At 72.8% G+C, this 15,148-nt stretch carries 13 protein-coding genes; 2 read left to right on the top strand and 11 right to left on the bottom strand.

Features of this window, described 5'->3' with window-relative positions; translation table 11 throughout:
* Nucleotides 1-8 precede the first annotated feature (8 nt).
* Genes paaI through ACH34R_RS11660 form a run of 10 tightly spaced genes read right to left on the bottom strand, consistent with a single transcriptional unit; the run spans nt 9 to nt 10,748 of the window.
* On the bottom strand, nt 9-395 hold the full coding sequence (gene paaI / locus ACH34R_RS11615; RefSeq protein ID WP_397561366.1) for a hydroxyphenylacetyl-CoA thioesterase PaaI: 387 nt from the start codon (nt 393-395) through the stop codon (nt 9-11).
* Nucleotides 392-1,246, bottom strand: coding sequence for an SDR family NAD(P)-dependent oxidoreductase (locus tag ACH34R_RS11620; RefSeq protein ID WP_397561367.1), 855 nt, complete (start codon nt 1,244-1,246; stop codon nt 392-394). The genes paaI and ACH34R_RS11620 overlap by 4 nt, the downstream gene beginning before the upstream one ends.
* A complete protein-coding gene (locus ACH34R_RS11625; RefSeq protein ID WP_397561368.1) occupies nt 1,243-2,511 on the bottom strand; it encodes an MFS transporter in 1,269 nt (422 codons plus the stop codon). The genes ACH34R_RS11620 and ACH34R_RS11625 overlap by 4 nt, the downstream gene beginning before the upstream one ends.
* On the bottom strand, nt 2,508-3,731 hold the full coding sequence (locus ACH34R_RS11630) for an AMP-binding protein (protein WP_397561369.1): 1,224 nt from the start codon (nt 3,729-3,731) through the stop codon (nt 2,508-2,510). Before ACH34R_RS11630 ends, ACH34R_RS11625 begins: the two co-directional genes overlap by 4 nt.
* Nucleotides 3,728-4,717 carry a RimK family alpha-L-glutamate ligase gene (locus tag ACH34R_RS11635; protein ID WP_397561370.1) on the bottom strand — a complete coding sequence of 330 codons (990 nt, stop codon included), beginning with the start codon at nt 4,715-4,717 and terminating at the stop codon, nt 3,728-3,730. Before ACH34R_RS11635 ends, ACH34R_RS11630 begins: the two co-directional genes overlap by 4 nt.
* A complete protein-coding gene (locus ACH34R_RS11640; protein ID WP_397561371.1) occupies nt 4,714-6,060 on the bottom strand; it encodes a KamA family radical SAM protein in 1,347 nt (448 codons plus the stop codon). The genes ACH34R_RS11635 and ACH34R_RS11640 overlap by 4 nt, the downstream gene beginning before the upstream one ends.
* On the bottom strand, nt 6,057-7,754 hold the full coding sequence (locus ACH34R_RS11645) for a class I adenylate-forming enzyme family protein (protein WP_397561372.1): 1,698 nt from the start codon (nt 7,752-7,754) through the stop codon (nt 6,057-6,059). Before ACH34R_RS11645 ends, ACH34R_RS11640 begins: the two co-directional genes overlap by 4 nt.
* Complete coding sequence (locus tag ACH34R_RS11650; RefSeq protein WP_397561373.1) at nt 7,751-9,073, bottom strand: flavin monoamine oxidase family protein; 1,323 nt, start codon at nt 9,071-9,073, stop codon at nt 7,751-7,753. The genes ACH34R_RS11645 and ACH34R_RS11650 overlap by 4 nt, the downstream gene beginning before the upstream one ends.
* On the bottom strand, nt 9,070-9,288 hold the full coding sequence (locus tag ACH34R_RS11655; RefSeq protein WP_111165651.1) for a phosphopantetheine-binding protein: 219 nt from the start codon (nt 9,286-9,288) through the stop codon (nt 9,070-9,072). Before ACH34R_RS11655 ends, ACH34R_RS11650 begins: the two co-directional genes overlap by 4 nt.
* A complete protein-coding gene (locus tag ACH34R_RS11660) occupies nt 9,285-10,748 on the bottom strand; it encodes an amino acid adenylation domain-containing protein (RefSeq protein WP_397561374.1) in 1,464 nt (487 codons plus the stop codon). The genes ACH34R_RS11655 and ACH34R_RS11660 overlap by 4 nt, the downstream gene beginning before the upstream one ends.
* A 267-nt stretch (nt 10,749-11,015) precedes the next feature.
* On the opposite strand from ACH34R_RS11660, the gene ACH34R_RS11665 reads away from it, so the two are divergent.
* Both ACH34R_RS11665 and ACH34R_RS11670 read left to right on the top strand, forming a co-directional pair.
* A complete protein-coding gene (locus ACH34R_RS11665) occupies nt 11,016-12,890 on the top strand; it encodes a BTAD domain-containing putative transcriptional regulator (RefSeq protein WP_397561375.1) in 1,875 nt (624 codons plus the stop codon).
* Nucleotides 12,891-12,952: 62 nt separating this feature from the next.
* A complete protein-coding gene (locus ACH34R_RS11670) occupies nt 12,953-14,296 on the top strand; it encodes a serine/threonine-protein kinase (RefSeq protein WP_397561376.1) in 1,344 nt (447 codons plus the stop codon).
* 13 nt (nt 14,297-14,309) lie between these two features.
* On the opposite strand, the gene ACH34R_RS11675 is transcribed toward ACH34R_RS11670, so the two are convergent.
* Entirely contained in the window at nt 14,310-15,026 is a 717-nt protein-coding gene (locus ACH34R_RS11675) for a hypothetical protein (RefSeq protein WP_397561377.1), read from the bottom strand.
* Nucleotides 15,027-15,148 lie beyond the last annotated feature (122 nt).

Below are 15,148 nucleotides of genomic sequence, written 5' to 3' on the forward strand. Positions count from 1 at the left end.
GCCTCCTTTCATGAAGTACATGAAGTACGGGGCAGGGTGATGCTCTGGCCGCGGAACTCCGCGACGATCTGGCCGGACGGCCGCGACACGGTGACGTCGTAAACGCCGTGCCTGCCGTACCTGACCCGTTCGGTGGCCTCGGCGACCAGCTCGTCACCGGGCATGACCGGGCGGACAAAGGTCACCTGGGCGCTCTGCGCCAGCGTCAAAGGGCCGCCACAATTACAGGCCCGGTCGAAGGCCGCGTCGGCGAGCAGGAACACGTACCCGCCATGCGCGAGCCCGTGCCCGTTGACCATCTCGGCGGTGACCCGCATCCGCAGCCGCGCCCGGCCCGGACCAGCAGATTCGACGGTGATGCCGAGCGTCCGGCAGGCCGTGTCGATGCCGCTCACACCGGGGCCCCGAGCCAGCTCCGGGCCATGGCCTGTACGGCGGAGCCGTCCACGTCGGCGAGCTTGCTCGCCAGGTATTCCGCCACCCATGCGCTGGTCGGGATACGGAAGGCGGGCTCGTCCAGAGCCAGCGCACCGACCACGACCTCCGCCACCTCCTGGGCGGACTGCCCGGCCGTGGCCCACCCCGCGTTCACCGCCCACTCGAAGTAGCGGTCGAACGCGGGCGCGTACGGCCCCGAGTCCCGCCGGATCGTCTTACGGCTGACGTCCGGGAAGTACCCGAACCGGGTGTCTCGCACGAAACCGGGCACGACCACGCTCACCCGCACCCCGTGCTCGGCCGCGACCGGCGCCAGGCTCTCCATGAAGCCCTCCACCGCGCCCTTGGCCGCCGCGTACGCCTCGTTGAACGGCTGGCCCACCACCCCATGGACGCTGCCGATGGTCAGCAGCCGCCCCCGGGCGGCCCGCAGCATCGGCATCGCCACCCGGCTCACCGCGATGACCCCGAAGAAGTTGACCTCCAGGTTGGCCCGCAGGGCCGCCATGGTGGACATCTCCATGGTCGGGTCGAAATTGGATATCCCGGCGTTGTTGACCAGCGCGTCCAGCCCGCCGTACGTCTCGCGCACCCCCTCCAGGCAGTCCGCGATGGACACGGCGTCGGTGATGTCGAGCCGGCGTACGTCCAGCGAGACCCCGGCCTCGGCAGCCGCCGCCCGTAGCCCGGCACCCCGCGCCTCCGGGTCGCGCATCGTGGCCACCACCGTGTACCCGGCGCGAGCGGCCATAACAGCAGTCGCCAGGCCGATGCCCGAGGACGTCCCGGTGATCAGCAGTGTCGTCATGTCAGGCTCCCCGCGGGTTCGGCGTCCCGCCGGGCGCGGTCCAGCAGCGGCTGGACCCGCAGGGCGGGCAGGAAGGAGAACGCGGCCAGCAGCGTGCCGCCGACCATGACGGCCTGGGCCGCGCCGAGCACGCCCATGCCGCCGGTGAGCAGGGTGACCGCCGTACCGCCCACCAGCGCGGCCAGCGGGATCACCCCCCAGGTCGCGGTGCGGAACGCCGCGTGCATCACGCCCTGGTTGTCGGCGTTCATCCGGGACTGCCGGATCGGCGCGCTGCACACGTTGATGCACGACATGAAGAAGCCGTAGCAGCCGAACGTCACCGCGATCACCGGCCCGGCGGGCAGCGCGGGCGCGGCGAGGATGCCGAGCCCGACCAGGCAGTGCAGCAGCAGCCCCCAGGCCAGCGTGCGGCCGAGTCCGAGCCGGGCGCCGATCCGAGGGGCGACCAGAGCGCCTGCCACCGCGCCGCACGCGGCCACCGACATGGCCGCGCCGAGCGCGCCCGCCGAGAGCCCGAACCCCTCGTACGCCAGCACCGGCAGCACGGTCACGAAGATCGGCCCGCCCGAGTTCAGCGTCACGGCGGCGACGATCACCCGGCGCAGTACCGGATCGGCCCAGTTCAGCCGGAACCCGAGCAGCAGCCGCGCCCACATCCCGCCCTCCGGCACCGATGTGCCGCCCCAGGGCCGCATGGCTCGCACGCACCCGGCCGAAACCAGGTAGCTGGCCGCGTCCACGAGCAGCGTGGCCACCCCGAAGGCGTGGTACAGCGCGCCGGCGATCGACGGGCCGCCGACCTCGGCGACCGTCCGGCTGCCCTCCAGCCGCGAGTACGCCCGCACCAGCCGGTCCTCTGGCACCGTGGTCGGCACCGCGACCAGGTAGCCGATGTTGAAGAAGATCGTCGCGGCGCTGATCAGCGCCACGCACCCGAACAGCAGCGGCGTGGACAGCACCCCCAGCCAGTACGCCACCGGGATGACCAGCACCGCCGCCATCCGCACGAGGTCGCACACCAGCAGGGTCGCCCGCTTGTCCCAGCGGTCCACCAGCACCCCGGCGACCGGCCCGAGCAGCGGAATCCCGAGGTACTGGGCCATCGCCACCACGCCCACCTCGAACGGCGACGCGTCCAGCGCCACGATCATCAGGGTCGGGACCACGAACACCGTGATCCGGTCGCCCACGAGGCTCACCGACTGCGCGGCCCAGAACAGGCCGAACTCGCGGCCCAGACCCAGGCCGCGCGGCAGCCTCACGGCTCCTCCCGCACGACGAAGCCGGAGGTCTTGCCGGTGCGCCCGTTGCTGATCAGCTCGTCCACCACCGACACCCGGAAGGACTCCGGGTCGTGCTGGAAGGCCGTACTGATCGTGAACGTGCCCGACATCAGGTCCCGGCGCAGCCGCTCCGGCGAAGCCCCTGGACCGGCGAGCAGCAGGACGTCCACGGAAGCCACCCGCCCCTGCCGCTCGGTGATCAGCACCTGCGCCCGGGTGACCCCCGGCTCCCGCTCGGCCCGCGCCACGATGTCGTCCACGTGCAGGCCCAGCCCGCGTACCTGCACCACCGAATCCCGGCGCCCGAGGATGCGCAGCGCCCGATCCTCCCGCCCGCACGAACACGTCACGAACCGCCCCGCGTCGCCGGTCCGGTACCGCAGCACCGGGTTGAGCACGTTCGGGTCCAGCGTGGTGAAGTCCAGCAGTCCGTCCGAGTCCGCGTCCACCCCAACGAGCTGCGACGGCAGCAGATGGAACACGTCCGCCGGGCACTGCGGTGTGTTGGTCCCCGCCACCCACGTCTCGGTGCTGCCGAACATCCCCCAGCGACGGGCGTCCGGGGCCACCGCCGCCATGTCCTCCTCGAGCTGCGGGTGCCACGCCTCGCCCAGCCAGAGCACCTTGCGCAGCGCCGGCAGCTTCACGCCGGTGGCCCTGGCGTGCGCGAACCACAGCCGCAGCACGCTCGGCGTTCCGCCGAACGCGGTCACCTCGCGGTCGGCGAAGAACGAGAGCCAGTCGCCGTACTCGTCCCTGCCCACCGACCCCAGCGCGATCACCTGGCAGCCGGACAGGTCGGCGAACGCGCCCGCCAGGAAGTGCGCGCCCCACATCCGGCCCGCGCCCCACCCGTTGACGAACACGTCGTCGCGGTCCAGCGGACGCCACTGCTCGTATACGCCCCGCATGTAGAAGCCGGTGGGGGCGTAGCCGACCTTGGGCGCGCCGGTGCTGCCGCCGCTCTGGAACAGCCAGGTCGCGCCGCGCTCGGCGGCCGGCCGCAGGTGCGCCAGCGCCACGTTCAGGTCGTCCTTGACCAGCGGGGGGAGCGCGGCCACGTCGTCCAGCGTGCGCGGTTCGCCGTGGCCGGAGTAGCGGGCGGCGAGCGCGGGCACGCCGCGCAGCCGGTCCAGGGACCGGCGGGCCACGTGCAGGTACGGCTCGGCGGCGGCGGGCGTCAGGGAGAACGCGTTCACAGGGTCACCAGCTCTCGGGTGTCGTGGTGGCGGGCGTGGGCGTCCCGGTAGGCGGTCCAGCGGGCGCGGGTGACGTCGCGCTGGAGCGCGCGGGCGGGGTCGCCGAAGTCGGGGGCGATCACCCCGTCCGGCTCCAGCTCGGAAAACCAGTACCGCTCCCCGTCGAACAGGAAGTCCACGCAGAAGAACGGGATGGGCAGCTTCTCGGCGAAGTACGCGGTGGCCGCGGCCAGTTCCGGCGGCACCGGCGGGAACTCCATCGCGCCGCCCCTGCTGGCGTTGGCGACCGGGGAGCCGGGCTCGGGGATGCGCTTCATGACCGCGTACGGCTCGCCGTTGACGACGTAGACCCGGTAGTCCACCGTCCCGTCGCCCAGGTACGGCTGGACGACCAGCGTCGTGTCCCCGCCCTGCGCCAGGCTGGCCAGGCCGCGGATCTCCTCGGCGTCGCGGGCCAGGTTCACCCCGCCGCCGCCGCACCACCCGGCCGGCTTGACGATCGCCGGGTACGTGAGGCCGCCGAGCGCCACCTCGTACAGGTGCTTGCCGACGTCCCGCCCGGTGCCGATGCGCAGGGTCGGGATCGGCGGGACGGGCGAGTCGGCCAGGTGCAGTACCGTGGCCAGCTTGTCGTTCGCGATCGGCGACAGCCACGGCGGGAACGGCAGGTAGAAACCGGCCTGCTCCAGCACGGCGTACAGCGCGTACTGGTTGAACACGTCCATCGACTGGTAGGGCAGCGAGTACAGCGCGGTGATGAACAGCGTGTCGGCCGGGGTGACCCGCTCACCGTCCACGTAGACGCGCGGCTCGCCGGGGCGCAGGCCGTCCACGGTCACCGCGTCGGGGGCGTGCATGGTCCAGGAGATGCCGAGTTCGGCGGCGACCTCAGCGTACATGTCCCAGAAGAACGTGTGCCACATCGCGGTGGTCCTGGTGGACTCCCGGTCGGGGAAGATCCAGCACATCCGGCGCAGCGTGCTCATGGTCGCCTCTCTTTGCCGGCCCACCAGCGGCGGCCGGGCTCGGGCAGGGTGTCGATCGGGTCGTAGAAGGGGTACTTCCGGTCGAGGTCGGCGTCCCCGCCCAGGCCCAGGCCGTGTTTCCTGGTCCAGTAGGAGACGCCGCGTTCCCGGTCGTACTCCACGAGCTGGTGGACCCAGCGCTTGCCGACGTACGGCACGTCGCACACGATCCGGGGCGTGGCGTAGCCGGGCAGGTAGCCCATGATCGCTTCCTGGAGCCGCTGCGCCTCGTGGATCGGGGTCCGCCAGTGCTCGGCGTTGGGGATCATGTCGCAGACGTAGAAGTAGTACGGCAGGATGCCCGCCTCGTCCTGGAGGGCGAAGCACAGGTCCAGCAGGTCGGCGGGGGTGGTGTTGCACCCGCGCAGCAGTACGCCCTGGTTGCGCACGTCCCGTACGCCCGCGTCCAGCAGGGCCCGCGCCGCCTCGGCGACCAGCGGCGTCACCGAGCGCGCGTGGTTGGCGTGGGTGTGCACCGCGAGGTTCACCCCGCGCCGCCGGGCGAGGCCCGCGACCCGGGCCATGCCCTCCAGCACGTCCGGCTGGAGCCAGTGCTGCGGCAGCCCGACCAGCGCCTTGGTGGCCAGCCGGATGTCCCGCACCGACGACAGCTCCAGCAGCCGCGTCAGGAACGTCTCCAGCCGTGGCCACGGCAGATTGGCCAGGTCACCGCCGGAGACCACCACGTCCCGGACGCCGGGCGTGCGCTTGAGGTAGTCCAGGATCAGCTCCTGCCGGTCCACCGGCCGCAGCACGAGCCTGGCCTTGGTCACCTGCGGGGTCGAGGTGCCGACCAGGTCCATCCGGGTGCAGTGCCCGCAGTACTGCGGGCAGGTGGACAGCAGCTCGGCCAGCACCTTGGTCGGATACCGGTGGGTCAGCCCTTCCACCGCCCACATCTCCGCCTCGTGCAGCGAGTCGCGCTGGGCGTACGGGTGGCTGGGCCACTCCGGGTGCCGGTCGGACCGCACCGGCATCAGGTACCTGCGCACCGGGTCGGCCAGGAAATCCGCTGTGAAGGTCCCTGGGCCGGCGTCGCCCGCCATCACGTTGAGCAGTTGCGGCGTGACCAGCACCGGCATGGTCGCGAACCGTTCGGCGTCGGCCGCGAGGTCGGCGTAGAACGACTCGTGTAACAGGTCGCCCACGACCGCGCGGAGCTGCCGCGCGTCCTTCACGCAGTGCGCCCGCTGCCACTGGGCGTCGCGCCACTGCGCCACGGTGACGTCGCGCCAGCCGGGCAGCCGCCGCCAGTCCGGCTCGGTGAGCGGCCGGCGCGCGTACACGTACGGGTCGGCGCTCATCCGGTCAGCAGCCCGGCGTGGCGGGTGCGCAGTTCCCGCTTGAGCACCTTGCCGGTGGGGCCGAGCGGGTACTCGTCGTCGCCGCCCGCGATGATCACCGCGGCCAGCGGGGCCAGGCCCGCGTCGGCGAGGGCCTTGTTGGCGTGCTCGCGTACCTCCTCGGCGGTGACACCGGCCGCCTCGGCCTGGGGCCGTACCACGGCGATCGGCCGCTGGCCCTCGCCGGAGGGGACGCCGACGACCGCGCAGTCCTGCACGAGGCCGGCGCAGTCGGCGATCAGCACCTCCTCCACCGGCAGGCTGTAGACCGGCCCGGCGGCGGTGTCGATCACGTCCACCGTCCGGTCCAGGTGGTAGAACCGGCCCTCGCCGTCCCGCCAGGCCACGTCTCCGGTCAGCCAGTAGCCGTTCAGCTCGAAGCTCCTGGTCATCCGCTTGTCGTGCCAGTAGCCCGGGGTGCGCGACGGGGTGATCACACCGAGCAGGCCGACCGTGCCGTCGGGCACCTCGGCGCCGTTCTCGTCCAGTACCGCGGCCTTGATCACCGCCTCCTGGGCCCTGCCTACGCAGCGGTCGGCGCGTTCGGTCTCGGGCGTGGTGACCTGGCCGAACAGCGCCATCCCCATCTCCGAGGAGCCCAGCCCGTCGATGAACTGCGACCCCGGCCGCGGCTCGTCGTCCGGGCCGCCGCCGGGCAGCAGCCACGGCTTGATCAGCCCGGCGGGCCGCTCGCCGAGCCGCACCAGCTTCCTGATGTGCCCGTAGTGCGCGCTGTCCCCGGTGTTGAACCAGGTGTGGACCTTCGCCGCGGCCTTGGCCGGCGGCTCGCCGGTGGCCAGTTCCACGAACGTCCTCGGGAACGAGGCGACCATGGTCGGCTGGAACGCCTCCATCACCGGCTCCACGACCGCGCGCCGCCAGTCGGACATGACCACGGTCGGCAGGCCGAGCAGCACCGCGGTCAGGAAGTAGCTGAGCCCGCCCGCGTGCGTGTGCGGCATCAGCGACATCAGCTTGTCGTACGGCTCGGCGGGGAAGCGCACCATCCGCTGCTGCTTGCCGTCCCAGAAACTGCGGTGGCCCAGGGTCGTGGACTTCGGCGTGCCGGTCGTGCCGGAGGAGTGGATCAGCGCCACGAGGTCGTCGGGCGCGTGCCGGTGCGGGTAGGTCTCCGGCAGCTCGCCGGAGGCCGCGTCGTGCGCCCGCACCTCGGCGGACAGGGCGATGAACCGGGGGCGGCGGGCCGGGTCGTCCCGGTACGCCAGCAGCAGCTTGGTGGTGTCGTCGGCGACGATGCCGACCACGCCCACGTGGTCGAGGTAGCGGACCATGACGTCGGTCCGCATCGCGTCGTTGACCAGCGCCGGGATCGCGCCCAGCGCGGTCAGCGCGAGGAAGTGGACCAGCGGCTCCAGCCCTTCGGCGACCACGATGGCCACCGGCTCGCCGGGGCGTACGCCGTTGGCCCGGTACCACTTGGCGTAGCGGTCGCGCAGCGCGGCCAGGTCGGTCAGGCTGTGCCCGCGCAGCACCACGCCGCCGCGATGGTCCTCGTGGTGGCTGTAGATGAACGGCACGCCGCGGTTCGGGTTGGCCGCCAGGGCGTGGTCCAGGAAGTTGCCCGCGCCCAGACCGGGTTCGGTCATGAACGCCTGCCGTACGTCGAGCGGGGCGATGGACGTGGTCTCCGTCATTGCTCCTCCTGTGTTTCGGCTATCGCCGTGGCCGCCCGGTGTCCCGAGCGGATCGCGCCTTCCATGAGCCCGAAGAACTCCGTGCTGGTCTCGGTGCCGGCCCAGTGGACACGGCCGTGCGGGGCGGTGAGGCCGGGGCCGAGCAGGCCCCAGTCCCCGGGGCCGAACAGCGCCGCGTAGCAGCCGCGGCTGTACTCCTCGCCGATCCAGTCCGTGACGTGGACCTGCGCCGGGGCGGGCAGTTCGGGGAACAGCCGGGCGGCCTGGGCCAGCACCCGTTCGCGCCGCTCGGCGGCGGGCAGCGCGGCGAACCGGTGCGCCTCCGCGCCGGTCACGAACCCGGTCAGCACGCCCGCGCCGCCGTCCGGCGGCGAGTCGTCCACGGTGGACAGCAGCGGGCCGGTCGCGTTGACCGTCCAGCCGGACAGCCCGTACTCCCGCCACAGCGGCCGTGGATAGATCAGGTGGACCTTGACCGCGCAGCCGGGTGCGGTCGCGGTCCGCGCCCGGGGAGTCGGCAGGCCGGGCCGGAAGTCGATCGCGGCGGCCAGCGCGGGCGGCACCGCGACCACCACCGCACCGGCCCTGACCTGCCCGGACGCCGACACAACGGTCACGCCGTCGCCGTCCTGGTGGATCGCGCGCACCGGCTCGCCGAGGCGTACATCGAGCCTGGCGGCCAGCCGTTCGCACACCTGGTGCGCGCCGCCGTCGATCCGGTCCTCCTGCGCGCCCCCCGCGAACGCGTTCAGATACCGCAGCCCGCCGCCGGACCGCAGGTAGAACGCCATGTGCAGGACGGACACCGCCGCCGGGTCGGCGGCCATCATCTCGCCCAGGAACAGCGGGAAGAACCGGCGCGCGTCCGGGTGCCGCAGGTGCTCGGCGGCCCAGCCGGCGGCGGTCCGCCGGTCCAGGCCGGCGGCGTCCGGGGTCAGCCAGGGGGCGTCCACGCGGACCTTCGCGCACAGGTCGGTGAGCGCGTCGAACAGCTCGCCGAGCGCCACCGCCGACAGCGGAGGAAACCGGCCCGCCCGGGTCTCGACGTCGCCGCCCAGCTCGAACCGGCTGTCGCCGTCCATGGCGGTGGGAGTGGTCTTGAGGTCCAGTTCGGCCAGCAGGGCGGTCAGTGCGGTGTGCCGGTGGCCCAGGTACGCCGCGCCCGCGTCGGCCCACACGCCCGGCGCGACTTCGAGGCCGTACGTCCGGCCGCCCACCCGGTCGCGGGCCTCCAGCACGGTCACCTCGACGCCCCGGGCCAGCAGGTCGCGGGCGGCGGTGAGCCCGGCGAGACCGGCTCCCACGACGACGACGCTCATGCCCGGCTCGCGATCTTCTCCGCCAGCGCGCCGGGAGTGGGCGCGGAAAGGAAATCGTCGAAACCCAGCTCGACGCCGCAGTCGCGGGCGATACCGCTCAGCACGCGAGTGGCCAGCAGTGAATCACCGCCGCTGACGAAGAAGTCGCTGTCCGCGCTGACGTCGGGGTTTTCCAGCACGCGGCGGAAAAGGTCGGCGAGTGCGTCGGCATTCACGAAACGGCCTCCTTGGGGGTCGGGTTCTTCTGGTTTCCTGCGGCATATCGGCGGTGCGTACCGGCGCGGTCGGCCTTTCCACTCGGCGTGTAGACGAGTTCCGGCACGACGGTGATCCGGCCGGGCACCAGATGGGCCGGTACGCGGTCGCGCAGGAATTCCAGGAGGTCGGTGGAAAGGTCACCGGCCGGCCATTGCGCGCGGGGCACGACGTAGGCGGCGAGGGTCGTGTGGTCGCCGGTGGCCACGCCGGTCACGGCCACCCCGCCCACCCCCGGATGGGCGGCCATCTGGCCCTCGACCTCGCCCGGGTCCACCCGGACGCCGCGGATCTTCAGCTCGTGGTCCAGCCGTCCCTCGTGGACGAGCATCCCGCCGGGGGTCGTCGAGACCCGGTCGCCGGTGCGGAAGTACCGGACGGCGTCGCGCTCGACGAACCGCTCGGCGGTCGCCGCGGGCAGGCCGCGATAGCCCAGGGCCAGCGACGGGCCGCCGATCAGCAGCTCGCCGTCCTCCCCGATGTGCTGCCTGACGTGCGGCAACGGGTGCCCGATCGGCACCTTGCCCCGGCTGGGGGCGGTGAGGTCGGCGGCGTGGGTGATCAGTGTGGTCTCGGTACATCCATAGGTGTTGATCAGACGAATGGAGTCGGTGCGGAGTGTCCGCCAGTCCGACAGCCGGGCCGCGCTCACCGCCTCGCCGCCGATGACGACGAGCCGGACCAAGGGGGGCAGCGCGGCCCGCTCGTCCACCAGGTGGCGGACGAGTTCGTGCCAGAACGCGGAGGGGAGGTCGAGCACGGTGACCCGCGCGGCCTCGATCGCGCGCAGCATCCGGCGGAAGGACCCGGAGTGCGCGTCGTCGCAGAAGACCAGCGCCGCGCCCGTGGTGAGCGCGGGCAGGATCTCCTCCAGGCAGGTGTCCCAGTTCAGTGCGGCGAACTGGAGTACGCGGTCGTCCGGGGTGATGCCGAACAGCTCGCGCAGCGCGCCGGTCACCACGCCGATGGCCCGGCGCGGGGTGACCACCGGCTTGGGCGCCCCGGTGGAGCCGGAGGTGAACAGGATGTACGCGGGATCGTCGCCGGCGACGGCCGCGATTTCGCCGGGCTCGTCGGTGGCGTTGGGGAGGGCCACCTGACGCACGCCGTACGGAAGGGCCGGTCCGGTGCCGAGGGCGGCGGTGCAGCCGCTCGCGGTGATCAGTTCGTGCTGCCTGGCCGGAGGGTGCGAGGGGTCGATGGGCACGTAAGTGCCGCCCGCCGCCAGCACTCCGAGCAGCGCGGCCACGGTGGCCGGCGTGCGCGTGGCCGGCACCGCGACCGCCCCCGGGCGGGGCCCGAGCCGCCGGGCCGTCGCGCGGACCCACGCGTCCAGCTCGGCGTAGGTCAGGACGCCGTCACCGTGTTCCAACGCCGGCCGGTCCGGATGGCGGGCCACCGCCTCGGCGAAGGCCCTCATCACATCGTGCTGCGGATATGACAATGCTGCCTCTTTCCGGAAGGGACGCGGACTGTGGGAAAGGCGATCCGGCGCCGGCCGGAGGCGATTTCTCCCGCCGTGACCCTTCGTATGAACCGTCGAGAAGGTTTGAACTGTCGGATGCGGCCTCAGCGTGCCGGGATACGCTGCACTTCGGCCTGATCCGGTCAGGATTTCGGCTGGACTGCGACTTGTGCCCCTCCTATGACTGCCGGTAATCGCATTCGCAAGGAAGAAGGGAGCGACATGTCGGCACAAGCACAAGCACCAGGCCAGGGGCCGCGGCTGACGATCGGATTACTCGGTTCGGTGCGGGCCTGGGAGAAAGGCCAGGAGATCTCACTCGGCCCGCCCCGGCAACGGGCCGCCTTCGCGCTGCTCGCGCTGGACGCGGGCCGGGTCGTCGCGATGGAGCGGCTGATCGACGGACTGTGGGGGGAGCGGGCCCCGGCGGGCGCGCGCAGCCTCGTCCAGGGGTACGTCTCGCGGCTGCGGGTGGCCCTCGCCCGAGCCGGCGTCACGATCGCGTACTCCCCGCAGGGCTACCTGCTCAGCCTCCCCGCCGAGCAGGTCGATATCCACGAATTCCGAATTTCGGTCACGCGAGCACGGGCCGCCGAGACCGACGAGGCGCGGGCCGCCGGGCTGCGGCACGCGCTGGAGCTGTGGCGGGGCGAGCCGCTGACCGGGGTCTCCGGCGGGGAACTGCTGGACCGGCTGCGCGACTCCCTCGACGAGGAACGGCTGGCGGTCACCGAGGAGTGCCTGAACGCCGAGGTGCGCGCCGGGCACGACGCCACGCTGGTGCCCGAGCTGATCGCGCTGGTCGCCGAGCATCCGTTCCGGGAGCGGCTGGTCGGGCTGCTGATGCTGGCGCTCTGCCGTACCGGGCGGCGGGTGGACGCGCTGGAACGGTACGAGCGCACCCGCCGCAGGCTGGTGGACGAGCTGGGCCTGGACCCCGGACCAGAACTCCGGCAGTTGCGGCAGCGCATCCTGCGCGGGAACGTTCCCGCCGGCCGCTCCCCGACCCTGTACGCGGTGCCCGAGACCGGCCCCGAACCCACGGCGGTGCCCGCGCAGCTCCCGCCCGGCCCCGGCCAGTTCACCGGGCGGGCGCGCGAACTACGCCTGCTCGACTCGATCGCCGCAGGCGGGGAGGCGGCGTCGGTCGCGGTGGTGACCGGCGGCGGCGGGGTCGGCAAGACCGCGCTGGCCGTCCATTGGGGGCACCGGGTCCGCGCCCGCTTCCCGGACGGTCAGCTCTACGTTGACCTGCACGGATACTCGCCGGAACGGCCGCTGCACCCGCTGCGGGCCCTCGGCCGGCTGCTGCGCGCGCTCGGCGTACCGGCCGACCGGGTGCCCGACACCGTCGAGGAGGCCAGCGCGGCCTACCGCAGCCTGCTCGCCGACCGGCGGGTCCTGGTGATCCTGGACAACGCCGCCTCCGAGGAGCAGGTCCGCCCGCTGCTGCCCGGCGGCGGGCGCTGCGCCACAGTGATCACCAGCCGGGAGCGCCTGGCCGGGGTGGTCGCCCGCGACGGCGCGGTGCCCGTGCCGCTCGGCCTGCTGGCCCCCGACGAGGCGGGCGCGCTGTTCGGCAAGATCCTCGGCCACGAACGGCTGTCCGCCGACCGGGACGCCGCCACCGAACTCGCCAGGGCCTGCGGCTACCTGCCGCTGGCGCTGCGCATCGCGGCGGCGGGCATCCTGTCCCGGCCGGGCGCGGACCTGGGCGATCAGGTACGCCGGCTGACCGGTCCACGATTAGCCTCGCTCGCCCTGAACGGAGACCCGCGCGCCGCGGTGCGCGCCGCGTTCGACCTGTCCTATCAGCGGCTGGACCCGCCGTCCCGGCGGCTGTTCCGGCTGCTCGGCCTCGTCCCGCGTCCCGCCTTCGCCGCGGGCGAGGCCGCCGCCCTGACCGGTACCGCCCCCGCCGAGACCGAACGCCTGCTCTGCGGACTCGCCGCCGCCCACCTCATCGAGGAGTGCGCGCCCGGCCGCTACACCTTCCACGACCTGATGCGCGAGTACGCCCGCGAACGCGCCCGCGCCGAGGAGTCCGAGACCGCGCGCGCCCGCGCCCTGAACGCCCTGAGTGCCCTGGCCCGTTGAATGCCGGGGCGGTCTGTCATGGATGCGTATGATCGCCGTTGGGCGGGAGCGAGGAGGCGGACGTGGCCGAGCCGTTACGGCCGGGCGATCCGGATCAGGTCGGCGCGCATCGGCTGCTCGGGCGGCTCGGCGGCGGCGGTCAGGGGATCGTCTACCTGGGTGAGGGGCCCGCCGGGCGGGTGGCGGTGAAGGTCCTGCGCGGCGAGGGCGCCGACGGCCGGGCCCGCGAGCGGCTGGCCAGGGAGATCGCGGCGGCGCGCAGCGTCGCGCCGTTCTGCGTGGCGCGGATCGTGGACGCCGACCCCCAGGCCGACCCGCCGTACCTGGTCAGCGAGTACGTCGAAGGGCCGTCGCTGGCCCAGGCGGGCGTACGCGCCGGGGCCGATCTCCAGCGCCTCGCGGTGGCCACCGCCACGGCCCTGGCGGCCGTCCACCGGGCCGGGGTGGTCCACAGGGACTTCAAGCCGGGCAACGTACTGCTCGGCCCGGACGGGCCGCGCGTGATCGACTTCGGGATCGCCCGCGCGCTCACCGACCCGACGACCCAGACCAGCCAGATCCTCGGGACGCCCGGCTTCATGGCCCCGGAGCAGTTCGCGGGGCACAAGGCGGAGCCACCGGCCGACGTGTTCGCCTGGGGCTGTGTGATGTTGTACGCGGCCACCGGGCAGCCGCCGTTCGGCAGTGACACGATCCCGGCGGTGATGCACCGGATCCTCACCGCCGAGCCGGACGTCTCGGTACTTGAGGAGCCGCTGCGCTCCATCGTCCGCGCGGCCCTGGCCAAGGACCCGGCCGCCCGCCCCACCATGGTCGACATCTGCCTCCGCCTGATGGGCACCCCCGCCCCGGAGCCGCCTGCCGGGGCAGGTGCGGAGCGGGGGCGGATCGTGCAGCGGCTGGCGGTCGGCGGCGCGATGGTGGCCGTCGCGATCATGGTGACCGTCGCGCTCATCGTGCTTCCGCGCGGCGCGACCGCCGTACGCCCCACGACCACGACCACGCCGACTCCGACGCCCACGGTGGCCCCCACCCCGACCCCGACCCCCACCCCGACGCCCGCGCCGCGTGCCTTTCCCGCCGCCTTCAAGGGCAAGTGGCAGGGCCGCGTCCGCTATTACCCGGGCGCGAGCGACGAACTACGCCTCGACATCTCCGCCAAGCAGATCACCGAGCACTACGTCGAGTACCGCTGCGTCGCCACATCCCGCCTGGTCAAGGTGGTGGGCGACGTCGCCAGCCTGAAGCGGGTGGCGATGCGCGGCAACTGCCCGCGCAACGGCTCCATCACCCTGACCCTGGGCCAAGGCGACACCCTGGAGTTCAGCTACAGCGGCCACGGTGAGAACAAGATCACCCGAGACGTGAACTTCGTCATCGTCGGCACACTGAGCAGACCCGGCTGACCACGCCCAGGGGTCAGGTGCCGTCCACGCGGGCGGCGGCGGCGAGCGGGACCTCCCGGCTGGGGGAGTTCTCCAGTTTGGCCGTCAGATATTGGGCGCTGGTGTGGTAGGCGGCGCGGGGAAGGCCGCCGCGCCAGGCCACGTAAAGACCGTCGCCGGAGACCCTGGCCTCACCGGCGTTCAGGAAGTTCGAGGCGAATTCGTAGACCTCATCTTCCTTCGCCATTTCGGTGTTGAGCTTCTTCCAGGCGTCGATCTCGCCGGGGTGGTCGTGGCTGTACATCACGGTGGCGTTGGGCGCGATGGTGCTCAGCCATTCGGCGCAACTGTCGCTCTGCCGCCCGATGCGCGTGCTGCACGGCGCGAGTTCGACGTACACCCGGCTGATTCCCAGAATGCCCGAGCCCAGCAGCTCGAACGCCTGCTGGATGGCGCTGCGCTCGGCGTGCACCTTGCCCTCGGCCGCCTGCTCGCTCTGGCTCCAGCCCGCCGCGGCGGCCACCACGATTGCGCCGCCTTCGCGCTTGACCACCTCGACCACCGCGAAGCACGAGGCGTTGCCCCAGGTGGATTTGACGGCGGTACTCCTGGCACGTTCCATCTTCACCTGAGCCGCCCGGCCCTGCGCGCACCTGGCGGCCAGGTCGGCGATTCCGTGCCGGTTGACGAAGGCGAGCCAGGCGTCGAAGACCTCTTTGGCCGCCGGGTCACCCGGTGGCGGCGGAGGCATCGGATGAATTCCGCCGCCGAACCGGGACGCTAATCTGACCGTGCAGATTCCCATACGTGTTCGTGCCCCCACCTCAGAGCCGATTTCCCTTGCGAATCCGCACGATATTTCGCGATACCACG

The organism is Spongiactinospora sp. 9N601, from assembly GCF_044326295.1.
GTDB lineage: Bacteria > Actinomycetota > Actinomycetes > Streptosporangiales > Streptosporangiaceae > Spongiactinospora > Spongiactinospora gelatinilytica.